The 22,678-nt window shown below is 59.4% G+C and carries 20 protein-coding genes; 11 read left to right on the top strand and 9 right to left on the bottom strand.

Going from position 1 to position 22,678, the window contains the following annotated elements; all coding sequences use genetic code 11:
• Window positions 1-85: 85 nt before the first annotated feature.
• Both QOM10_RS11540 and QOM10_RS11535 read left to right on the top strand, forming a co-directional pair.
• Window positions 86-1,747 (top strand): GMC family oxidoreductase, encoded by a 1,662-nt coding sequence (locus QOM10_RS11540; protein ID WP_316918086.1) that lies wholly within the window; start codon window positions 86-88, stop codon window positions 1,745-1,747.
• 134 nt (window positions 1,748-1,881) lie between these two features.
• Entirely contained in the window at window positions 1,882-3,504 is a 1,623-nt protein-coding gene (locus tag QOM10_RS11535; RefSeq protein ID WP_007910646.1) for an MFS transporter, read from the top strand.
• 54 nt (window positions 3,505-3,558) lie between these two features.
• Here QOM10_RS11535 and QOM10_RS11530 read toward each other — a convergent pair whose 3' ends face one another.
• Together QOM10_RS11530 and QOM10_RS11525 are read right to left on the bottom strand one after the other, a co-directional pair.
• Window positions 3,559-3,927 (bottom strand): DUF427 domain-containing protein, encoded by a 369-nt coding sequence (locus QOM10_RS11530; protein WP_150751826.1) that lies wholly within the window; start codon window positions 3,925-3,927, stop codon window positions 3,559-3,561.
• Between the two features lie 291 nt (window positions 3,928-4,218).
• Window positions 4,219-5,625, bottom strand: a complete 1,407-nt coding sequence (locus QOM10_RS11525) for a serralysin family metalloprotease (RefSeq protein WP_316918085.1) — start codon at window positions 5,623-5,625, stop codon at window positions 4,219-4,221.
• A 277-nt stretch (window positions 5,626-5,902) separates the two neighbouring features.
• On the opposite strand from QOM10_RS11525, the gene QOM10_RS11520 reads away from it, so the two are divergent.
• The 3 genes from QOM10_RS11520 to QOM10_RS11510 all read left to right on the top strand — a co-directional run bounded on the left by QOM10_RS11520 (window position 5,903) and on the right by QOM10_RS11510 (window position 9,238).
• Window positions 5,903-7,846 carry a DNA topoisomerase III gene (locus tag QOM10_RS11520; protein WP_316918084.1) on the top strand — a complete coding sequence of 648 codons (1,944 nt, stop codon included), beginning with the start codon at window positions 5,903-5,905 and terminating at the stop codon, window positions 7,844-7,846.
• A gap of 48 nt (window positions 7,847-7,894) precedes the next feature.
• Complete coding sequence (locus QOM10_RS11515; RefSeq protein ID WP_316918083.1) at window positions 7,895-8,398, top strand: GNAT family N-acetyltransferase; 504 nt, start codon at window positions 7,895-7,897, stop codon at window positions 8,396-8,398.
• A gap of 510 nt (window positions 8,399-8,908) precedes the next feature.
• Window positions 8,909-9,238, top strand: a complete 330-nt coding sequence (locus tag QOM10_RS11510) for a hypothetical protein (RefSeq protein ID WP_108226457.1) — start codon at window positions 8,909-8,911, stop codon at window positions 9,236-9,238.
• A gap of 258 nt (window positions 9,239-9,496) precedes the next feature.
• Here the strand turns inward: QOM10_RS11510 and cynR are convergent, their stop codons facing one another.
• Window positions 9,497-10,384 carry a transcriptional regulator CynR gene (gene cynR, locus QOM10_RS11505; RefSeq protein ID WP_316918082.1) on the bottom strand — a complete coding sequence of 296 codons (888 nt, stop codon included), beginning with the start codon at window positions 10,382-10,384 and terminating at the stop codon, window positions 9,497-9,499.
• 121 nt (window positions 10,385-10,505) lie between these two features.
• Here cynR and cynS point away from each other — a divergent pair, with 121 nt between their 5' ends.
• The 3 genes from cynS to QOM10_RS11490 all read left to right on the top strand — a co-directional run bounded on the left by cynS (window position 10,506) and on the right by QOM10_RS11490 (window position 11,962).
• Window positions 10,506-10,973, top strand: a complete 468-nt coding sequence (cynS, locus tag QOM10_RS11500; RefSeq protein WP_016982959.1) for a cyanase — start codon at window positions 10,506-10,508, stop codon at window positions 10,971-10,973.
• A gap of 80 nt (window positions 10,974-11,053) precedes the next feature.
• Complete coding sequence (locus QOM10_RS11495) at window positions 11,054-11,290, top strand: DUF2790 domain-containing protein (protein WP_316918081.1); 237 nt, start codon at window positions 11,054-11,056, stop codon at window positions 11,288-11,290.
• A gap of 12 nt (window positions 11,291-11,302) precedes the next feature.
• Entirely contained in the window at window positions 11,303-11,962 is a 660-nt protein-coding gene (locus QOM10_RS11490; RefSeq protein ID WP_316918080.1) for a carbonic anhydrase, read from the top strand.
• Window positions 11,963-12,084: 122 nt separating this feature from the next.
• On the opposite strand, the gene QOM10_RS11485 is transcribed toward QOM10_RS11490, so the two are convergent.
• The gene (locus tag QOM10_RS11485; protein WP_316918079.1) at window positions 12,085-13,587 is read right to left on the bottom strand and encodes an aldehyde dehydrogenase family protein; all 1,503 of its coding nucleotides are present in this window, start codon (window positions 13,585-13,587) and stop codon (window positions 12,085-12,087) included.
• Between the two features lie 189 nt (window positions 13,588-13,776).
• Window positions 13,777-14,685 (bottom strand): glutaminase B, encoded by a 909-nt coding sequence (gene glsB / locus QOM10_RS11480; RefSeq protein WP_316918078.1) that lies wholly within the window; start codon window positions 14,683-14,685, stop codon window positions 13,777-13,779.
• Window positions 14,686-14,823: 138 nt separating this feature from the next.
• On the opposite strand from glsB, the gene QOM10_RS11475 reads away from it, so the two are divergent.
• Together QOM10_RS11475 and QOM10_RS11470 are read left to right on the top strand one after the other, a co-directional pair.
• Complete coding sequence (locus QOM10_RS11475; protein WP_316918077.1) at window positions 14,824-15,312, top strand: GFA family protein; 489 nt, start codon at window positions 14,824-14,826, stop codon at window positions 15,310-15,312.
• A gap of 228 nt (window positions 15,313-15,540) precedes the next feature.
• Entirely contained in the window at window positions 15,541-17,739 is a 2,199-nt protein-coding gene (locus QOM10_RS11470; protein WP_316918076.1) for a TonB-dependent siderophore receptor, read from the top strand.
• A gap of 252 nt (window positions 17,740-17,991) precedes the next feature.
• Here the strand turns inward: QOM10_RS11470 and QOM10_RS11465 are convergent, their stop codons facing one another.
• From QOM10_RS11465 to QOM10_RS11455, 3 genes are all read right to left on the bottom strand, one after another.
• Complete coding sequence (locus QOM10_RS11465) at window positions 17,992-19,278, bottom strand: ATP-binding protein (protein WP_316918075.1); 1,287 nt, start codon at window positions 19,276-19,278, stop codon at window positions 17,992-17,994.
• Entirely contained in the window at window positions 19,279-19,986 is a 708-nt protein-coding gene (locus tag QOM10_RS11460) for a response regulator (protein ID WP_316918074.1), read from the bottom strand.
• A gap of 141 nt (window positions 19,987-20,127) precedes the next feature.
• Entirely contained in the window at window positions 20,128-20,730 is a 603-nt protein-coding gene (locus QOM10_RS11455) for a tRNA-(ms[2]io[6]A)-hydroxylase (RefSeq protein ID WP_316918073.1), read from the bottom strand.
• Between the two features lie 158 nt (window positions 20,731-20,888).
• On the opposite strand from QOM10_RS11455, the gene QOM10_RS11450 reads away from it, so the two are divergent.
• Entirely contained in the window at window positions 20,889-21,752 is an 864-nt protein-coding gene (locus QOM10_RS11450) for a universal stress protein (protein ID WP_150751817.1), read from the top strand.
• 167 nt (window positions 21,753-21,919) lie between these two features.
• Here QOM10_RS11450 and QOM10_RS11445 read toward each other — a convergent pair whose 3' ends face one another.
• A complete protein-coding gene (locus tag QOM10_RS11445; RefSeq protein ID WP_127926763.1) occupies window positions 21,920-22,390 on the bottom strand; it encodes a DUF1289 domain-containing protein in 471 nt (156 codons plus the stop codon).
• Window positions 22,391-22,678 lie beyond the last annotated feature (288 nt).

Here is a 22,678-nt window from a genome sequence, read left to right as displayed (position 1 = left end):
AGCGGCTGCGCAAAAACTAACATTCTTTTAACGAAAGCTAACAACTAGAGTGTCCGACAATAAAAACAAAAAGCGAGGTCAGGGAATGCAGACTTCCCTCGATGAATACGACTACATCGTGGTCGGCGCCGGCCCTGCCGGGTGCTTGCTGGCCAATCGACTGTCGGCAGATCCGCAGCAGCGCGTGCTGTTGCTCGAAGCCGGCGGGCGCGACAACTATGCGTGGATTCACATTCCTGTCGGTTACCTGTTCTGCATCGGTAACCCGCGCACCGACTGGTGCTTCAAGACCGAAGAACAACCCGGTCTCAACGGCCGCGAGCTGAGCTATCCGCGCGGTAAAGTGCTGGGCGGTTGTTCGTCCATCAACGGCATGATCTACATGCGCGGCCAGGCCAACGACTACGATGGCTGGGCGGCCGAGGGCAATCCGGGCTGGGCCTGGAATGACGTGTTGCCGCTGTTCAAACAGAGCGAAAACCATTTTGCCGGTGCGGCTGAATTTCACGGCGCCAAGGGTGAATGGCGGGTCGAGCAGCAGCGTCTGTCGTGGCCGATTCTGGATGCCTTTCGCAGTGCGGCTGAGCAAAACGGCATCGCCAGCATCGATGACTTCAATCAGGGCGACAACGAAGGTTGCGGCTACTTTCAGGTCAATCAGAAATCCGGCGTGCGCTGGAACGCGGCGAAGGCGTTTTTGAAACCGGTGCGTGACCGAGCCAATCTGACAGTGCTGACCGGGGTTGAGGTGGATCGGGTGTTGCTTGAGGACGGTCGCGCAACAAAAGTCAGTGCCCGTCATGAAGGTCAGACCAAGCAGTTCAAGGCGCGCAAGGAGATCGTCCTGTGTGCCGGCGCGGTCGGATCACCAAGCATTTTGCAGCGCTCCGGGATTGGCCCACGGCCACTGCTCGAACGCTTGGGAATCGGCGTGATTCATGAGCTGCCAGGCGTCGGCGGCAACCTGCAGGATCACCTGCAACTGCGCCTGATCTACAAACTGGAAAATGCGCGCACGCTCAACCAGATCGCTGGCAGCGTGTGGGGCAAGATGGGCATGGGCCTGCGTTATCTGTATGACCGTAGCGGGCCGCTGTCGATGGCGCCGAGTCAGTTGGGCGCGTTTGCGCGTTCGGGGCCGGAGCAGACCTCGGCGAATCTTGAGTACCACGTGCAGCCATTGTCCCTGGAGCGCTTTGGCGAGCCGTTGCACAGCTTCCCTGCCTTCACCGCTTCGGTGTGCGATCTGCGTCCGCAGAGTCGTGGCCGCATCGACATTCGTTCAGCGGATCCGCAAGAGGCGCCACTGATTCAACCCAACTACCTCAGTCATCCAGAGGATTTGCGCGTCGCGGCAGATGCGATTCGCCTGACACGCCGCATCGTCAGCGCCCCTGCCCTGCAAGCGTTCAAACCGGTGGAATACCTGCCCGGCGCCAGCCTGCAAAGTGAAGAACAATTGCAGCAAGCAGCAGCGACGATCGGCACGACGATTTTCCATCCGGTCGGCACCTGTCGCATGGGCAATGACGGCGATGCGGTGGTCGATGCGCAACTGCGCGTCCACGGCGTGCCCGGTTTGCGCATCGCCGATGCGTCGATCATGCCGCGCATCACCTCGGGCAACACCTGTTCGCCTACGCTGATGATTGCCGAGAAAGCGGCACAACTCATCCTGGCTGGACCTGTACACAGTCCAAATGTGGGAGCGAGCCTGCTCGCGAATGCGGTAGCACATTCAACATAAACGTTGACTGACACGACGCCTTCGCGAGCAGGCTCGCTCCCACAGGAATCATCAACAGATTCAAAGCATCGCGCATCACCCGGACACGCAACACCAGTGGAACAACAAAAACAATCACTGTGAGGGATACCGATATGTCAGAACACGTTCAGCCGCTGGACGCCGTGCGCAGCGTCGAGACCAGCCCGGATACACGCAAAGTCATCTTCGCTTCATCACTCGGTACGGTGTTCGAGTGGTATGACTTCTTCCTCTACGGCGCCCTTGCGGCGGTGATCAGCAAGCAGTTTTTCGCCGGAGTAAACGACACCACGGCGTTTATCTTTGCGCTGATGGCCTTCGCCGCCGGCTTTATCGTGCGACCGTTCGGGGCGCTGGTGTTCGGTCGGTTGGGGGACATGATCGGGCGCAAATACACCTTTCTCGCGACGATCATTCTGATGGGTGTGGCGACGTTCTGCGTCGGTCTGCTGCCGACCTACGCCAGCATCGGCATCGCCGCGCCGATCATTCTGGTGGTGCTGCGCATGCTTCAGGGCTTGGCGCTTGGCGGCGAATACGGCGGTGCGGCAACTTACGTTGCCGAACACGCGCCGATCGGAAAGCGCGGTTTCCACACCAGCTGGATTCAGTCCACCGCGACCCTCGGCCTGTTGCTGTCGCTGCTGGTGGTGCTCGGTTGCCGCTACTTCACCGGCGATCAGTTTGAAGTCTGGGGCTGGCGTATTCCGTTCCTGCTGTCGATCGTGCTGCTGGGCATTTCCACCTGGATTCGCCTGAGCCTGCACGAGTCGCCGGCGTACCTGAAAATGAAAGAGGAAGGCAAAACCTCGAAGGCGCCAATCCGAGAATCTTTCGGCAAATGGGAAAATCTTAAAGTCGTGTTGATCGCCCTGTTCAGCATCAACGCCGGCCAAGCGGTGACCTTCTACGCGGCGCAGTTCTACGTGCTGTTCTTCCTCACCCAGTTTCTGAAAATGGACCCGGCGGTGGCCAATACTTTGTTGATCATCAGCGTGGTCATCGGCGCACCGTTCTTCATCTTTTTCGGCTGGCTGTCGGACAAGGTCGGCCGTAAACCGGTGCTGATGCTGGGCTTGCTGCTGGCGACCGCGTTGTACTTCCCGATCTTCAAATCCCTCGCGCACTACGCCAACCCGGCGATCGATCAGGCCAGCCGTCAGGCACCGATCACCGTGCTGGCGGATCCGGCGACTTGCACCTTCCAGTTCGACCCGGTCGGCAAAGCCAAATTCGACAGCCCGTGCGACAAGGTCAAAACCTTCCTGGTCAAGCAAGGCCTGCCCTACTCCAGCGCCGCTGCGCCTGCGGGCAGCGCCGTGCAAGTGAGCGTCGGCGATGTCAAACTCGATGGCTTCGACGAGGCCGCCCTGCGCGGTGCGATCACCCTCGCCGGCTACCCGCAACAGGCCGATCTGCAGCAAATCAACAAACCGATGATCGTCGCCCTGATCGTGGCGCTGATCATCATCTCGGCGATGTGCTACGGCCCGCTGGCAGCGCTGATGGTCGAACTGTTCCCGACGCGCATTCGCTACACCTCGATGTCGCTGCCGTACCACATCGGCAACGGCTGGTTTGGCGGATTCCTGCCGACGGTGTCGTTTGCGCTGGTGGTGTACACCGGGGACATTTTCTATGGGCTGTGGTATCCGGTGTTGATTACCGGGGTGAGCCTGGTGGTGGGGATGATCTGTTTGCGTGAGACGAAGAATATCGATCTCGACAAGAACTGAAACTCAACCAGACACATCAATCGGCGAGGACTTTTACCCTCGCCGTTTTTTTGCTCAGGCATCAGCCTTGATCACTTCGAACTTCACCTGATCCGGATAAAACGCCACGTAGTCGCGGATCGGAGCGACTGACACTTTCGGATTTTCGTAAGTCCACACCGCGTTCGCCCCTTCATGCCCCGGCACTTGCAGGCTGAAGTAATTGGCGTCGCCCTTGTACGGGCAATAACTGGTGTGGTCGGTGCGGGCGAAGTACTTTTCGTCGATGTCTTCGCGGGGGATGTAATAGACCGGCGGGTAGTTGGCTTCGTTGAGAATCATGACGTGGGAAGAAGCGGCGACCTGGATACCGTGGAATTTAACTATCAGGCAGCCGGGAAGTTGTTCGAGGGCAATCACAGGACTGGGGCCGGGGGTTTTCATGGGGGTTCTCCTGAATACGGCGAAGAGACCGGTTCAGGTATAGCCCATCGGTAATGGTTGGGGTGGTTTTACAGCCGAACGGCCCATCAACTTCAAAAGCCCCTCACCCCAGCCCTCTCCCAGAGGGAGAGGGAGCCTACCTAGGTGTCTTTAGTTCTACATCGACCTGAACGTGCGGTTTCGATTATGGATTCAAAGCCAATCGTTCAAGTCGGTGAATTTCGCCAATATCCCCCAATCGGTCCCCTCTACCTCTGGGAGAGGGTTAGGGTGAGGGCCGCTCTTCAGGCATCACGCAACGATATCAGTCGCCACCGCTTGCCCCACCACACCCACGGCAAAGTCCACCGAACCCTGCCCCGTCAGGTCCACCATCAGGCTGGTCTGATTGGTTTGCGCGAAGTAGGTCAGAATCGCATCGCCCGCATGCCCAGTGAAGCCGCTGACAAAGTTCAGCGACGCCGCGCCCGTGGCGAAACCGGCGATCCCCGACAGGTCGATCTTGTCCAGGCCGCTGGTGAAATCCATGATCCAGTCCGGCGCCGTCATGGTCGATTCACTGGCAGCACCGAATACGAAGGTGTCTGCACCTGCACCGCCCCACAAGGTGTCGCCACCGCCACCACCATAAAGGATGTCATTACCGGCACCGCCAACCAGTTCGTTGGCAACGGCGTTGCCGATCAGCAGGTCATTGCCTGAACCGCCGAGGGCATTTTCCACTGTCACGCCGTGAGCAATGGAAACGTTACCGACCAGGCCGCCAACATCGGAGAACGAGCCTTCATTGAGGTTGATCTTCTGGTTCTGGCTGAAACCGGAGAAATCCAGCGTGTCATTACCGCCGCCATCCCACACCGAGAAAACCACTTTGGAGGATGCCGAAGTGGCGCTGTAGAAATCGCGCTCGGCGTTGGAGTTGAAGCCGTAGGTGGTGTCGTCGGCGCGGGTCGCGTAATTGGCACCATACAGTTTCTGCACCGCGACGATATCGTCCAGCAATGGCGCCGAAGCGTACGCGCCGCTGCCGTCCTTGCTGAAGTTCTGGTCGGTGTTGGCTTCGCTCCAGTAGCTCATCAGGCTGTAGCCGCGAGTGTCTTCGGCGTACTTGGCGTCGTTATAGGTCGGGTTGCCATTACCGGCGTTGTACGCGCCCGGGTGTGACAGGCCCAAGGTATGGCCGATCTCGTGGGTCAGGGTCTGGCGCCCGTAGTTGTTGGTGTCCGGAGTTTTGTTGACCTGATACTGATCGTTGATCAAGTACCACGACTGCCCGTCATAGCTGCCGCCGCTCGGCAGGTAAGCGAACGCTGCGCCACCGGTGCTGACGTCGTAGTTACCGAAGGTCATGTGGCCATCGCCGCCCTTGCCTTCAGTAAAGGTGACGTTGGCGACATCAGCCCAGGATTGCATGGCCAGCACGGCCTGGGCTTTTTGCTGGGCACTGAACTCGCTGAAGTTGCCCAGTTTGACGTTGTAGTTCGCCGGTTTCTCGGTCAGGAAGGTGTAACTGAGGTCGATCTTGCCGTCAGCGTTCTTGTCGCCCCACGACAGGCCTTTACGCAGGATTTCATCCGCAGCCTGATCGGCAGTGAATGAAGGTTTGCCATTGACCAGCCCGACGCCACGGTCATACAGGTGGCTGAATGTATTGATTTCGTCGAAGGCGCTGCTGGTTTTCGATTTGGCTTGAGCCATGATGGACTTCCTTGTTTCTGAGTAGTCAGTGTCGACAGACCACGGCGATCTTCTGGCGAGATCGTCCTGTCACTCGCGTGTTTGAATCGGCGAAAAACCTGACACAGGCGCAAACCGGGCGCTAATCAATTTCTCGATAGCCGGGCCTACGTCCCTGTATTGCCCGTCACCTTCTGCAATGCTTTTTATCTGTATATCCATACAGATAAAAGTTGCCCCTGAGGCCAAGTCCGGCCATTCTGTGCACCTGTTCCGACCTTGATCGACGATGGTGGTTATGCGGCTGTACCTCTGTGAAAAACCCTCCCAGGCCAAAGACATTGCGGCCGTGCTCGGCGCCAAGCGTCGGGGCGACGGCTGCTGGCTGGGAACGGACGTCACGGTGACCTGGTGCATTGGCCATTTGCTCGAAACCGCACCGCCGGATGCCTATGACGCGCGCTACAAGCGCTGGGTACTGGCCGATCTGCCGATCATTCCGGACAAATGGAAAATGACCGTCAAGCCACGTACTGCAAGCCAGTACAAAGCGGTCAAGCGCCTGCTCGGCGAGGCCAGCGAGCTGATCATCGCCACCGACGCCGACCGTGAGGGCGAAATGATCGCCCGGGAACTGGTCGAGCACTGTCGTTATCGCGGGCCGATTCGCCGCTTGTGGCTGTCGGCGCTGGACGAAGCCTCGATCCGCAAGGCCCTGGCCGCCCTGAAACCGGGTGCCGAGACGTTCAGCCTGTATCACTCGGCGCTGGGCCGCTCGCGGGCAGACTGGCTGATCGGCATGAACATGAGCCGGCTGTTCACACTGCTCGGGCGACAATCGGGTTATCAAGGGGTGTTGCCGGTTGGCCGCGTACAGACACCGACCTTGCGCCTGGTGGTGGATCGCGACCGCAGCATCGCCGATTTCGTGCCAGTGCCCTTCTGGGCGATCGATGTTGATCTGCTGCACAACGGCATTCCGTTTACCGCGCAATGGCGCGCACCTTCGGATGTCTGTGACGATCAGGAGCGCTGCCTGAATCAGGCGTTGGCCCAGCAAGCAGCTGCGGCGATCAGCAGCGCTGCCAGTGCTCGAGTGATCAAGCTGAAAACCGAGCGCATGCGCGAAGTGGCGCCCCTGCCCTTCGATCTCGGCACCTTGCAGGAAGTCTGTTCGAAGAAGCTCGGCCTCGGCGCGCAGGAAACCCTCGACATCGCCCAGGCGCTCTACGAAACCTACAAAGTCATCACTTACCCGCGCAGTGATTGCGGCTACTTGCCGCTAAGCCAGCACAGTGAGGCGCCGGGGATTCTTGCCGCGTTGCGTCAGGCAGATCCAGGCCTTGAAGCGCTCAACGGGTTTCTGGAGCCGCAACGAAAATCAAGAGCCTGGAATGACGCCAAGGTTAGCGCTCACCACGGCATTATCCCCACCGCTGCTGCGAAGAATCTTGAACGCCTGACCGGCAAGCATCGCGCGGTGTACACGCTGATCCGCGCACGCTATCTGGCGCAGTTCCTGCCCAATCACGAATACGATCGCACCCAGGCCGACTTCGATTGCGCCGGTGAAGCATTGCGCGCGGTCGGCAAGCAAATCATCGAAACGGGCTGGAAGCGTGCTCTGCCCGAAGCGCTGGCAGCGGCGAAGGGCCGCGAAGCACCCGCACCGCAAACCTTGCCGGCCCTTAGCCAAGGCGTCGAATGCGCCATCGCCGCTGTGAAGCTCAAGGATTTGTGGACGCAACCGCCCAAACCCTACACCGAGGGCGATCTGATCAAGGCGATGAAAAACGTCGCCAAACTGGTCGAGGATCCGCTGCTCAAACAGAAACTCAAGGACACCACCGGTATCGGCACCGAAGCCACCCGCGCCTCGATCATTCAGGGCTTGATTGACCGTGGTTATCTGGTGAAAAACGGCAAGGCCCTCGCTGCTACGCCGGCGGCGTTCAGCCTGATCGACGCAGTGCCACGCGCGATTGCCGACCCCGGCACCACGGCGATCTGGGAACAGGCGCTGGACATGGTGCAAAGCGGCGAAATGAGTCTGGAAGAATTCGTCACCAAACAAGCGGCGTGGATGAGCAAACAGGTGACCCGCTGCTCCAGCCTCAGCCTGACCATCAGCGGCCCGCCACCCGCCGGCAAAGCCGCAGCACCGTGGAAGAAGAAACGTAAATCGACGCGCAGCAAAACCGCAGGCACCACCAAACGCACGGCGAAACCGGCGGGCAAATAAAACGCGCTACTGTTTCTGCAAGGCTCATCACTTTCAGGAACCCGGCGTATGGCCAATATCGAACTGCATCCAGCCCGGCGCGATGAGCTGGAGATCATCGAAAACCTCATGCAGTTCTACATGTACGACTTCAGCGAATGGCTGCCGCTGAAGCTCGCTGCGCATGGTTTCTTCTCCATCCAGCCGAAAATCGACTACTGGCGCCACCCGGCCACCCAGCCATTTCTGATTCGCGTCGACGGCGAACTGGCCGGCTTCGTGACCGTCGATAACGAAATCCACATTCCCGGCGCCGAACACAACATCGGCTACTTTTTCATCGCGCGACGCTTTCGTGGCCAAGGCGTCGCGCAGTTTGTCGTCTCTGCCCTCTTGAGCCAGATCCCCGGTCAATGGCAGATTTTCCACATCGACGCTAACCTGCCGGCGCAGCGCTTCTGGGCCAGGCTGATTCCGTTGATGAGCAATGGCCACTTCACCCTGCAGCAGCGCGAAGTAGACGGTTATCCGTGCACCTTCTACGGGCTGCGCACGCCTTTTTCCGTTGCCTGAACGGATTCTTTCTCATTCCAAAACAGCTTTGTCCGACAATATGTAGTGAGCAAAAATAATCACTACAAAACCGTTGACGGCATCGTTTTGCTTTTGCATGATGAAGACGTTCCCCGATCGGGAACATCGGTAACACGCTTGAGCAAACTCGTCTGACCGCCGAGTTGTTTTTTCCGGATACACGCTGCCCACAAGGCAGATTGAAGAAGCTGACCTGGCCTGAACGTCCAGTACAAGGACGAGAAGCGCTGGCGAAAATTCTCAAGACGCTTGTGGTCGACACGGTAAATGTCGTCAAGGAGCCTCCCGGTTTTCGCTGCTTCTCCTCGTTGTGACGCTATTGCGTAGCAGTTATTCAACACGACTACATGCAACAGATGCACGACCCCGTACTTTCCACGGGCGAGCGCTGACGTCCTGGTTTCGGTGCCAGGGATCAACTAACCGATGGGCTACCTGTATTAGCGAATCAACTTTGAAAGATCACCAGACTGGTCAAGGGGCAATATCATGAATCTGAACAATCAACCTACTATCGAAGAACTGGCTCGTATGTTCGCTGCGCAAAAAGACAGCCACGACAGCCATATTCTGTGGATCAGCAAGTCGGGTCAGGTGCATATCGACTGCCTGGCACCGCATGCTGGCGAAGAAGAGTTCGACCGCAACCATCAGAACCTGCTGGCCCGCCTGAAGATGTACCGTCGCGGCCACGGTTATGTTGGCAAGAAAGCCGCGGCCGACAAGGACTTCATCGGTAATGTTCTGCAAACGCTGAAACAGGCGTGGGATTCGATGCAGAACAAGAATGAAGTTCGGGTGATTGATCGGTTCTGCTGAGTTAGTCATTAAATAATTGAAAGGCCTGCTTCCTTAATGGAAGCAGGCCTTTTTTTGTTCGCTTGCATTGATTTGGCGTGACTGGAATTGTAGCCCCTCACCCCAGCCCTCTCCCGGAGGGAGAGGGAGCCGATCGAGTTGTATAAAGTCATTCGTCAACCGGACACACCGAGTTGATTATGGATTCAGCAGAGCACTTTCAGGTCGGTGTATTACTCCAGCATCCCTCGGTCAGTCCCCTCTCCCTCTGGGAGAGGGTTAGGGTGAGGGCATCCCCCAGCCCAACACCATTTCCACAAACGCCACTGCCGCCGCACTGTGATAATTATTGCGCCGCCGCAACAACGCCGCTCCACGCTGCGGCGCATCACCTTCAACCCGCAACCGGCACAACGCCCGATCCTCGGTGGCAATCGCCTGCGGCAACATCGTCGCCATCGGCGAACAACGCACCACTTCCAGCAACGTACTCACCGAGTTCACCTCGATCCGCACCTGCGGCGTAATCCCTTGCTGGCGAAAATACTCATCCACCGATAACCGCGTGATGAAGTCCGGCGCCAACAAGGCGAAATCCAATGACGCGATATCTTCCGGCGCCAGCACCGAGCGACTGTCATACAGCGGATGCTCACGCCCAACCATGATCCCCAGCGTTTCGGTAAACGCCGGAATACATTCGATATCGACGTTACGCACCGGCGTAAACGCAATCGCAATATCCAGCGAGTCATCCGCCAGCCCCGCCTCGATGTCGTCCATCGACAGCTCGAAAATCTGCAAATGAATCCCCGGGTACCGCGCGGCAAAGTCGCGCACCAACGGCCCGACCAGATACGCCATGAACGTCGGCGTCATCGCCAGGCGCAACGTCCCGCGAGACAAATCCTTCACGTCATGCAACGCGCGTTTGCCCGCCTCCAGTTCCACTAACACTCGCCGCGCACATTCGATGTAGGCCACACCGGCATCCGTCGGTTTGACCGTGCGCGAAGTGCGATCAAACAGGTTCACCCCCAGGGTTTCTTCCAGTTGGCGAATCTGCTGCGACAGGGTCGGCTGTGAAACATGCAATGCCTCGGCGGCACGGGTAAAGCCGCCGTGATCGGCAACAGCGAGCAGGTAACGCAGATGTCGCAGCAGCATGGGAAACACCATCTATAGGCAGGACTTATGCCAAGCATTGTATATCGGTCTTGGACGCTATGGATCATTCAGCAGAAGATCAATCCCACACAGCAAGCCAACCCCTGAAAGGAGTGACACCATGCAACAGTCCCACGCCTACAACGACACCAGCCTGGCCCTGACCACCCGCGTTCTCGACGCCAAGGCACGCAAAGATCTGTCGTGGCAGGATCTGGCCGACGGCACCGGCCTCAGCCTGGCGTACGTCACCGCTGCCCTGCTCGGCCAGCACCCGCTGCCAGAAAATGCCGCCCAAGTGGTCGGCGACAAGCTTGAACTGAGCGCTGAAGATGTCGCGGCGATGCAGATCATCCCCCTGCGTGGCAGCCTCAGCGGCGTACCGACCGACCCGACCATCTACCGCTTCCACGAGATGATCCAGATCTACGGCACCACCCTCAAAGCGCTGGTTCACGAGCAGTTCGGCGACGGCATCATCAGCGCGATCAACTTCAAACTCGACATCAAGAAAGTCGAAGACCCGGAAGGCGGCTCCCGCGCTGTGGTCACCCTCGACGGCAAGTTCCTGCCCCTGCGTCCGTTCTGATCCGCACCGGCCCGCACCCTGCGTGCGGGCCAACACACCTCAAATGGCTACCCGTCACCAACACATCTGGAGGCTGCTCCATGCAAAAAATTCTGTTGATTCTGGCCCTGCTCGGCGGCGTTTGCGCCCAGGCATCTGCCGCTGACGAGGCCGTCGCCTACCGCTACGGCATGCAACTGGATATCGCCCAAGTGCTGAGCATTACCCCGGTTGCCGATGTGTGTGGCGTGGTGCCGGTGGAGATGACGTATCTGGACAGCCACGGCGGCAAACACATTCTTCAATACAGCGAATTCGGCAGCGGTTGCTCGAACTGAGAGGACAACACCATGAAAAACCTGATTGATGGCTTCCTGAAATTCCAGAGCGAAGCGTTCCCGCAACGCACCGAACTGTTCAAACACCTGGCGACCACGCAACAGCCCGGCACCTTGTTCATCACCTGTTCCGACAGCCGTGTCGTGCCGGAACTGCTGACCCAGCAAGAACCTGGCGAGCTGTTTGTGATCCGCAACGCTGGCAACATCGTGCCGTCCTACAGCCCGCATCCGGGCGGGGTTTCGGCAACGGTGGAATATGCGGTGGCGGTGCTCGGTGTGACCGATATTGTCATCTGCGGGCATTCGGACTGCGGTGCGATGACCGCGATCGCGCAGTGCAAATGCATGGATCACCTGCCTGCGGTCAGCGGCTGGCTGCAGCATGCCGAGTCGGCGAAAGTGGTTAACGAGGCGCGGCCGCACGCCAATGACGCGGCGAAATTGAGTTCGATGGTGCGCGAGAACGTGATCGCGCAACTGGCGAACATTCAGACCCACCCGAGCGTGCGTCTGGCTCAGGAGAAAGGCCTGCTGAATTTGCATGGCTGGGTGTATGACATCGAGACCGGTTCGATCGATGCGCTGGCCTCGGACCGCCGCACGTTTGTGCCGCTGGCCGAGCAACCAGCGACTTGCGCGATCCATGCACAAACCACCCACGCGGCCTGAGCAACTGATCGTTCCCACGCTCTGCGTGGGAATGCCTCGGGGGACGCTCTGCGTCCAGTGACGCGGAGCGTCACGGGCTGCGTTCCCACGCTGGAGCGTGGGAACGATGATTGTCCGCCAGATCAGCGTTTTACTGTGAGGTCTACTTGGGTCATGCGGCTGCGCACAGTGAACACGCCGTCACCGGAAAGAATCGCACTGCGCGCAAACAAGCGCCCGCTCTCCCAGTTCGAAAGACCCAGCTCCGGCTTGTTCAACGCATACTGCCCATCGACCCAACGGGTAATGCCATTGCCCACGAACGGCGCATTCACCGCGTTGTAGAAACGCTCTTGTACGGCTGCATCCTCACTGATCAACGACACGGTGAATTGCGGGCTGTAGCGGTTGAACAGCGCAATCGCCTGATCCACATCGTCAACGATCATCAGGCTGACTTCCGGGGTTTCTTCCCATTCCCATTCGCGGCCCAACTCGGATTCTGCCAAGGGTTCTGCCAGTGCCTCGGTCTGATAGCCCTCGGCGCGGTAGACCTCGACCGTCGCGTTCTGCCACTCACTCGGCAAGCAGCCTTCGCAGCCTTCGACGATGTGCAATTTGCAACCCTGGCCACGCGCGGTGCCGGCCTGTTGCAGCGCATCAAGAAACAACGGCACCAATTCCGCCGCGCGATCACGCTGGATCAGACAGACGTTGAGGGTGTTGCACACCTTGCGATCCAGCGAGTTGCGCACCACGGCGGCAAAACGTGTGGCATCGGCAGCACGATCGGCGATCAACCACGCGCCCCCCGTGCCATGCAGGCTGACGGCGGTGCCGGCCTGCTGGGCAATGCTGCCCAGTTGACTGACCGCACGACCCGAACCACGCGCCACCGCCAGCGACAAACGTCGGTCAGCGAACATCGCCCAACCGGCGGCATGATTGACGCTTTCCACCAAGGACACCGCACCGGCCGGCAGACCGGCATCGGCCAGCGCCGGGTTCAAGGCGTGAGTGACGATGGCTTGCGCGGTGCCCAACGCATCGCTGCCGATGCGCAACACGGCGGTGTTGCCGGTGCGCAAGACACCGGCGGCGTCGGCGAACACGTTCGGCCGGCCTTCAAAGACAAACGCGACGATGCCCAACGGCGAGACCACTTGCTCAACCTTCCAGCCGTCGTGCTCGACGCTGCTGATGACTTTACCGCGCGTCGCCGCTGCGTCTCGCCAGGCACGCAGACCGGCGATCATGTCGCGACGCATGCGCTCATCGGCGAGCAGTCGGGTGGTGGAGCGGCCGCGCGCCTTGGCCCTTTCGATGTCGGCGCGGTTGGCGGTTTCGATGTGCGCCCAGCACGCCGGGGTTTCCAGACGCTGCGCAAACAGGTCGAAAAACTGGCTGATCGCCTCATCGGACACCGCCGACAACGCGGTGAATGCCGCTGCCGCGCGTTCGATCGCCACGGACGCCGCTTGCTGATCCGCCACGGGGATCAGCAGCAACTCGCCACTGACCTGCTCCACCAGCAGGTGGTCACCGGGCTGAAACCGCGCGGCCAGTTCGGGGCTGACCACGGTGACGCGGTTACCAGCGAAAGGGATCGGCGTGCCAGCGACTAGACGTTCGAGCGCAAGAGACATGAAGCGGATTCACCATGCAGGGAGCGGCCGGAAAATGTATAGGAACACAATCCTCCAAAGCAACCGCTAACCCTGTGGGAGCGAGCCTGCTCGCGATAGCGGTGGATCAGATACACAAATGTTGGCTGACCTGACGCCTTCGCGAGCAGGCTCGCTCCCACAGGGTTTTGTGGTGTTTGTGTGGCCGGATCAGAACACCGACCAGCCAATCCGCGCGCTAAGCATCTCCAGCGCCGCCATCCCCGCCAGAGAGTTCCCCGCAGCATTCAACTCCGGCGACCACACGCACACCGTGAACTGCCCTGGCACCACCGCAACAATCCCGCCACCGACACCGCTCTTGCCCGGCAAGCCAACGCGATAAGCGAAGTTGCCCGCCTCGTCATACAGCCCGCTGGTGGCCATGATCGAGTTGACCTGTTGGGTTTGCCGACGCGTGAGGATCTGTTCGCCGCTGTGTTTGCAAAAACCGTCGTTGGCCAGAAAGCAGAACGCCCGCGCCAGATCGATGCAGTTCATGCGCAACGCGCAGTGGCTGAAATAGCTGCGCAGCACCGCTTCGACATCGTTGTGAAAATTGCCGAACGACTGCATCAGATACGCCATCGCCGCATTACGCGCGCGGTGCTGGTATTCGGAGTCGGCGACTTTGCCGTCAATCATGATCTGCGGATTGCCGGACAGGCGCCGGACGAAATCGCGCATCGACAGGGTCGGTGCGGCAAAGCGTGACTGGTTGATGTCGCAGATCACCAGCGCTCCGGCATTGATGAACGGATTGCGTGGCCGACCGCGCTCGAATTCCAGCTGCACCAGCGAGTTGAACGGTTGCCCGGACGGCTCATGGCCGAGGCGTTCCCAGATCGCTTCGCCGGAATGATCGATCGCCTGCACCAGGCTGAACACCTTGGAAATACTCTGCACCGAGAACGGTGTCTCGGCGTCACCGGCGCAGTACATCTCGCCGTCATTGCCGTACACGGCGATGCCCAGTTGATTGGCCGGCACAGTGCCGAGGGCGGGAATGTAGTCAGCCACCTTGCCCCGCCCGATCAGCGGGCGGACAGCGTCAAGAATCTCGTTCAACAGCGCTTGCATGCCGGGTTCCGAAGTCTCGCCCCATGGGATTGCGGGGACACTGGGGCTAGACGCTGCGCCCGCCCGTCGAATCACACCGGCCGCAATCGCACTGAATGTTCTAGGCTCAACCGCACATTCAGAAACCGGAGAGCACCCATGCATCTCGAAGGCTCCTGCCATTGCGGCGAGGTCACGTTCAGCCTCACCAGCGCCCACCCCTACCCTTATCAACGCTGCTATTGCTCGATCTGCCGCAAGACCCAGGGCGGTGGCGGTTATGCGATCAACCTCGGCGGCGACGCGTCCAGCCTCAAGGTCCGCGGGCGCAAGCACATCAGCGTCTATCACGCGAAGATGAAAGACGAGGGCGACAAACGCGCCCATCGCAGCACGGCTGAGCGGCACTTCTGTTCACTGTGCGGCAGCGGCTTGTGGCTGTTCAGCCCGGAATGGCCGGAGCTGATCCACCCGTTCGCCTCGGCCATCGACACGCCTTTGCCGGTGCCGCCGGAGCACACGCATTTGATGCTCGGTTCGAAAGCACCCTGGGTCGAAGTCGAGGCCAAAGCGAAAGACAAACAGTTCGACGTCTACCCCGAAGAATCCATTGCGCAGTGGCATGAACGCCTCGGTTTGGCCTGCTGACCTCGCAACTCCAGCCTACCCCCTGTAGGAGTGAGCCTGCTCGCGATAGCGGTGTGCCAGACAACAACAATGTTGCTGATAGACCGCTATCGCGAGCAGGCTCACTCCTACAGGGGAACTCCACTGCTTCACTATTTTTTGTTCCAGCAGTTCCCCTTTGCGTTGTTCGTTCGGTTAACCCCTCAGAAGCACTTCAACTACCGATCGATTCGATGCAAAGGGATCTCCATGTCGCACGTCCGTTTCCGTTTCGCCCTGTGCCCGTTGGCACTGGCCCTGCTGAGCATTTCTGCCAACGCCGCTGAAAAAACCGAGCAGACCTTGCAACTGGGCGCCACCAATATTTCCGCGCAAGGCCTCGGCGCCACCACCGAAGACACCCGCTCCTACACCACCGGCGCCATGTCTTCGGCCACCGGCCTGCCGCTGTCGATTCGCGAAACCCCGCAGTCGGTGACGGTGATCACCCGTCAGCAAATGGACGATCGCGGTGTACAAAGCATTGGTGATGCGCTGCGCAACACCCCCGGCATTTCCATGCAGAAGTACGACAGCGACCGTACCGAATTTTCCGCCCGCGGCCTGGCGATCACCAACTTCCAGTACGACGGCGTCAACATCCCCTACGATGGCGTCTACGGCGAGAACCCGAACAATGGCGATGACGCCGCCAGCATCGACCGCATTGAAATCATCAAAGGCGCGACTGGCCTGATGACCGGCTCCGGCGACCCGTCGGCCACGGTCAACCTGATCCGCAAGAAGCCGACCAAAGAGTTCAAAGCTTCAATCAGCGGCACCGTTGGTTCGTGGGATGCCTACCGCACCGTCGGTGATATTTCCGGTTCGCTGACTGAATCGGGCAACGTGCGCGGACGTTTCGTCGGCGCCTATTCCGATCAGAACTCTTACCTCGATCACTACAGCCAGCGCAAAGACCTGTTCTACGGCATCCTCGAAGCCGACCTGAGCGACGACACCCTGCTGACCTTCGGCGTCGACAAATCCAGCACCACACCACGGGGTTCGTCGTGGACCGGTAACCCGGTGTATTTCGCCGATGGCGGGCGAACCGATTTTGGTCGCCACTTCAACTCCGCCGCGGACTGGAGCCGCCGCGATTTCGACAACATCACCTACTTCGCCTCCCTGGAACAGGCGCTGGCCAACGACTGGAAATTCAAGGTCAGCCTCGACCAGAAAACCACCGATCACGACACGCGCCTGGCCTCGGCCAGCGGTGGCAATCCGAACCGCACCACGGGCGAAGGCATGTTCATGTACTGGGGGCGCTGGGAAGGTCATCGTGTACAGAACACCGCTGACGTCAACGTCTCCGGCCCGTTCACGCTGGGCGGTCGCGAGCATGAGCTGATCGCCGGGGTCATGACCTCGCACTCGCGCCAGACCGGTTCGACTTACGACACCAGTGCGTTTTCCGAAGTACCGGGGAGCATTTACGAATGGGACGGCAATCTGCCGAAACAGGACTTCCCGAAAAACGGCAAATACGAGCGCACCCAAAGCCAGAATGGTATTTATCTGGCCACGCGCCTGCGCCCGACCGACGATCTCTCGGTGATCCTCGGCAGCCGCTTGAGCACCTTCAAGTACAACGAAGACTACCGCTACAACCCCGGGGCCGGCCTCGACGACACCCACACCAGTTACAAGGAACACGGCGTGGTCACGCCTTACGCCGGGGTGATTTATGACCTCGATGACACCTACTCGCTGTACGCCAGCTACACCAGTATTTATCAGCCGCAGACCTACAAGGACGCCAACGGTTCGACCCTCGCGCCGGTCGAGGGCGACAGCTACGAAACCGGTTTGAAAGCGGCGTATTTTGACGGTCGCCTCAACGCCAGCCTGGCGTTCTTCCGCATCGAGCAGGACGGCGTGGCCGAATCGATCGGCACCAACGCGGTGACCAACGAAGGCATCTATAAAGCCATCGATGGAGCCACCACCAAAGGCGTGGAGCTGGAACTGGCCGGCGAACTGGCCGAAGGCTGGAACGTCTCCGCCGGTTACACCTACGCGCGCACCCGTGATGCCGATGAACAGCGCATGTACGGTTATCCGTTGTCGACCACCAAGCCTGAACATACGGTGCGCACCTTCACCACCTACCGTTTGCCCGGCGTGCTGGACAAGGTCACTGTCGGTGGTGGCGTGAGCTGGCAGAGCGCGTTCTACGGCAAGATCTACAGCGCCCCGGCCGGCGACTACACGCGGATCAAACAGGGCGGCTACACCCTCGTCGACCTGATGAGCCGTTATCAGTACAACGAGCACCTGAGCTTCACGGTCAACGCCAACAACGTCTTCGACAAGCGTTATCTGACGGGACTGGGCAACTTCGATACTACGTTCTACGGTGAGCCGCGCAATTTGATGCTGACGACCAAGTGGGATTTCTGATCGTTAACAAACCTTGAGTTGACGGCGCCATGGATGGCCCCATCGCGAGCAGGCTCACTCCCACATTGGATTTGTGAACACCGCAGATCACTGTAGGAGTGAGCCTGCTCGCGATAGCGGTGGGTCAGCAGCAAAAATGCTGATTGAACTGACCCCTTCGCGAGCAAGCTCGCTCCCACATTGGATTTGTGCGCGCCGCCGAAACCTGTGGGAGCGAGCCTGCTCGCGAAGAGGCCGGCACAGATCACATCATTAATCCAGATGCTCCCAGGTCATCCGGAACGACGCCCCACCCCACGCCGAATCGCCCACTTCAACCAGCCCGCCATGAGACTGCGACACTCGTCGCACCAACGCCAGGCCCAAACCAAACCCACCCGTACGCCGATCGCGACTGGCATCCAGTCGCGAAAAAGGTTCAAAGATTTTCTCCCGCCCGTCCAGCGGCACGCCCGGCCCATCGTCGTTGACCCGCACTTCGTAATAATCACCGGTGCGCACCAGCGTCACTTCAACCCGCTGCTCGGCATAACGAATCGCGTTGCGCAGCAGATTGATCACCGCCCGCGCCATGAATCGCGGCTCGATACGCACGGTGTCGAGCCGGCAATCACCGATCAACAACTGCACCCCCGCCGCCTCTGCCTCCAGCGCCACGCTGCCAACCACACTGTCGAGCCAATTGGCAGCCTGAATGTTTTCACGCTTGATCACCGTCGCGCCGCGCTCAAGGCTGGCGTAGGTCAACAGTTCCGAAACCATTTCCTCCAGCTCCCCGAGGTCGGCATACATATCGGCAATCAGCTCGCGGTTCTGGCTGGGGTCCGACTGCTGCTTGAGCTGATCAAGCTCAAACGACAGCCGCGCAATCGGCGTGCGCAGCTCGTGGGAGACGGCGTTGGTCAGTTCCCGCTGATTGGCGATCAGCCCTTCGATGCGCGCCGCCATCAGGTTGAAGTGCTCGGCCAGATCGCGGATGTTCGAGCGTTTCGACAACTGGATGCGCACCGACAGATCGTTATCGCCGAAACGTTCGGCGGCCAGGCGCAGTTTCTCCAGATCACGCCAGTGCGGGCGCACCCAGAAAAACAGGACGAAGCCGATCAGCACAGCAATCATCAGGTAGGCACCGGCGATGTAGAACGGCATCAGGCTCGGCTCGGCCGGCAAACGGATGCTGAGCAGTTGCGGGCCATCGTCAATGGCGGAAATGTACTGGCTGTACTTGTCGCGGGTCACTAGCAGCCCTTTGGCCAGCTCGGCTTTTTCCTCGTCGCTGAGGGCCAGTTCAGAGGTATCGACCAGCGTCAGCCCCAAACCGTAATGCGGGCGAATCGTTTCCAGCTGTTTTTCCCGCGCCGGGCCATCGAGGTCACGCAACTGCTGAGCCAACGTCCACGCTTGCCCCCGCACAGCCTCGCGGTTGTAGTCCTGCATCTGATAATCGAGCAAGGCATCAAAGGTGCGTTCAACCGTCTGCAACGCCAGCACCAGACCAATCGTCATGACCAGAAACAGCCCGAGAAATAACCGCAGCATCTACAGCTCCCACGCAAACGGATTGAACAGATAACCCTTGCCCCACACGGTTTTGATACAGATCGGCTCGCGGGGGTTGTCCTTGAGCTTGTTGCGCAGCTTGCTGATGTACACGTCGACACTGCGGTTGAGCCCGTCGAAGGCTATCCCGCGCATGCGATTGAGAATGTCATCGCGCGACAGCACCTTGCCCGCCGCGCTGGCCAGCAACCACAGCAGCTCGAATTCCATGGTGGTCATTTCAATGACCTCGCACGCCAGCCGTACTTCACGACAGCTGCGGTCAATGCTCAACTGGCCGAACTCAAGAAAACTGACCACGTTACTGTCCGGCATCTGGCGTCGTTGTAGCGCTCGCAACCGGGCCAGTAACACCGGTGGTTTGATCGGTTTGATCACGTAGTCGTCGGCGCCGGACTCCAGACCGAGAATGTGGTCAAGATCGTCTTCCTTGGCCGTCAGGATCACGATCGGCGTGTCCGACACGCTGCGAATCTCGCGGCACACGTGCAAACCGCTCTGCCCCGGCAGCATCAGGTCGAGCACCACGACTTTCGGCTTGAATTCCAGAAAGGCAGCCACGGCCAGGTCACCGCGCAGCACGGTGCGCACCTCGTAGCCGTGTTGTTCGAGAAAGTGGGCGATCAGTGCCGCGAGGCGCTCATCGTCTTCCACCAACAGGACTTTGCCAAAACCCAGGTTATCCATAACGCCCGTCTGCCACCCATCTGTGAAGTGGTCGGCATTATGGCGGCTTTCGTGGGGGTGGCGTTTGTTTCAGGCAGCAAAAACCGGCCGCTGGGGCCGGTTTTCGGTGATGTTTCATACTCTTAAGAGTTTTTAACAATCTTATGCAGGCACACCGCTGTGGAAGCGGAATTCTTCATCCGGCGACTCGATCAATTCTTGCTCGGCGGCACGGACCTTGTCGATGACCTGGGCAATGTCTTTTGCATCACCGTACTGATAGGCCAGCTTCAGATAACCCTGAAAATGCCGCGCCTCGCTTTTCAGCAGGCCAAAGTAGAACTTGCCGAGTTCTTCGTCCAGGTGCGGCACCAACGCTTCGAACCGCTCGCAACTGCGTGCTTCGATAAACGCGCCGACCACCAGCGTATCGACCAGTTTCACCGGCTCATGGCTGCGCACAACCTTGCGCAAACCCGATGCGTAACGGCCTGCATGCAGCTGGCGCAGTTCGATCTTGCGCCGTTTCATGATGCGCATGACCTGCTCGTGGTGCACCAGTTCTTCCCGGGCCAGACGCGACATCATGTTGATCAGGTCGACGTGGGAATGGTACTTGGCAATCAGGCTCAGGGCGGTGCTGGCGGCTTTGAACTCGCAGTTCTTGTGGTCGATCAGCAGCGTTTCCTGATCGGCCAGTGCCGCCTTAACCCAGGCGTCGGGCGTGCGGCAGCCAAGGAATTCGTGGATTTCGGGAAGGATCATGGGGCTCACGGTAAAGGTGTTCGAGCGAAAGGCGCCGATTATACCGGCCTGCCCGCAGACCACCAGTCGCGCGCGTTGATATGCATCAAGTCACGGATGATCGAGCAGCAACTATAGTTGTGCAACGCCGTGCCTTTTCTTTGCTGGAGACTCCGCTCATGCAAGCCATTCGCAGCATTCTGGTGGTCATTGAACCCGAACATTCGGAAAGCCTGGCGCTCAAGCGCGCCAAGTTGATCGCTGGCGTGACCCAGGCCCATCTGCACCTGCTGGTGTGCGACAAGAAGCACGATCACGCCGGTATGCTCGGCGTGCTCAAGACCGCACTGCTGGCCGACGGTTACAGCGTGACGACCGAGCAGGCGTGGAACGAGAGCCTGCATGAAACCATCATCGATGTGCAGCAGGCCGAGGGTTGCGGGCTGGTGATCAAGCAGCATTTCCCCGACAGCTCGCTGAAAAAAGCCCTGCTGACCCCGGCCGACTGGAAACTCCTGCGCCACTGCCCTACCCCGGTGCTGCTGGTGAAAACCGCAGGTTCGTGGAAGGACAAGGTGATTCTGGCGGCGGTGGACGTGGGCAATGCCGATGGCGAACACCGGCATCTGCACACGACAATCATTGATCATGGCTACGACATTGCCAGTCTGGCCAAGGCGCATCTGCACGTAATCAGCGCCCATCCGTCGCCGATGCTGTCGGCGGCTGACCCGACGCTGCAACTGAGTGAAACCATCGCGGCGCGCTATCGCGAGCAATGCCGGGCATTTCAGGCTGAATTCGATGTCGATGATGAGCATCTGCACATAGAAGAAGGCCCGGCGGATGTGTTGATCCCGTTCATGGCGCACAAGCTGCAGGCGGCAGTGACCGTGATTGGCACGGTGGCGCGCACCGGGTTGTCAGGGGCGTTGATCGGCAATACCGCGGAAGTGATTCTGGATGCGCTGGAGAGCGATGTGCTGGTGCTGAAACCGCAGGAGGTTGAGGATCATCTGGTGGAGCTGGCGGTGAAGCACTGAACAGCCACATTTGAAATGCGATCCCTGTAGGAGTGAGCCTGCTCGCGATGGCGTCCTGTCAGTCACCACCTTCTTTGAATGCACTACCGCTATCGCGAGCAGGCTCACTCCCACAGTTGGAATGCATTCCCCTGTGGGAGCGAGCCTGCTCGCGAAGCTTTCGATCTTCAGGCGCCGAAGGCGTCCTTGAGAAAGCCCGGGGCGATGTAGCGCTGGTAGTGCGCTTCCGACAGCAGGAAGAATTCCCGATCAATGGCATCACGCAACTCCGGCAGGCTCCAGTCGCGAAACTCCGGCAGCAACACCATCCCGTAGGCTTCCAGATTAATGATCACCCGCGCACCACGGGCAATCAGCTGATACGCCCAGCAATATTCCGACTGATGCGGCACGAAGCGGATCTTGCGTTGTTCGAGCTGCTCGCGCAGGCGCGCAGAATCGAAAATCTCGACCTTGCCTGCCATCACTTGTGACAGCAATTGCTCCAGACGCAACCACACCGCGCGTTTTTCTTCCTCGTTGTAACCATTCCAATGGATCACTTCGTGGTGGAAACGCTTGCAGCCACGGCACACCAGATCACCGTAAACAGTGGAGCAGAGGCCGACGCAGGGGGTCTTGATGGTCTGATTGGGCATAAAGTAGGCAGAGGCACTGAAACGCGGAACAGACCGGCATCTTAGCCCTTTGTCGGGCATTGATCACCCCTCAAACATCAGGGTCTCAGCCGTACTGAGTGTTTGGCCCGGCCACGCGCATTGCCACGAAAGTCCAATAGAGCGCGACTTACCTTTAAATTTTTTTTGCCGTAGAATCAGCCAGCCTTTTAAGGCGCCAATGTCCGTTAGAAGCTGTTTTCAAAGCGTCACGAGCACAGTCGTTCCTTCAGAGCGGTGTTGGCGAGGGATTTTTCCAGCGGGGAAAAA

The organism is Pseudomonas sp. P108 (genome assembly GCF_032613195.1).
Taxonomy (GTDB): Bacteria; Pseudomonadota; Gammaproteobacteria; order Pseudomonadales; family Pseudomonadaceae; genus Aquipseudomonas.
Note: the sequence above shows the minus strand (reverse complement) of the source record. Positions and strands in the feature narration are given on the sequence as shown.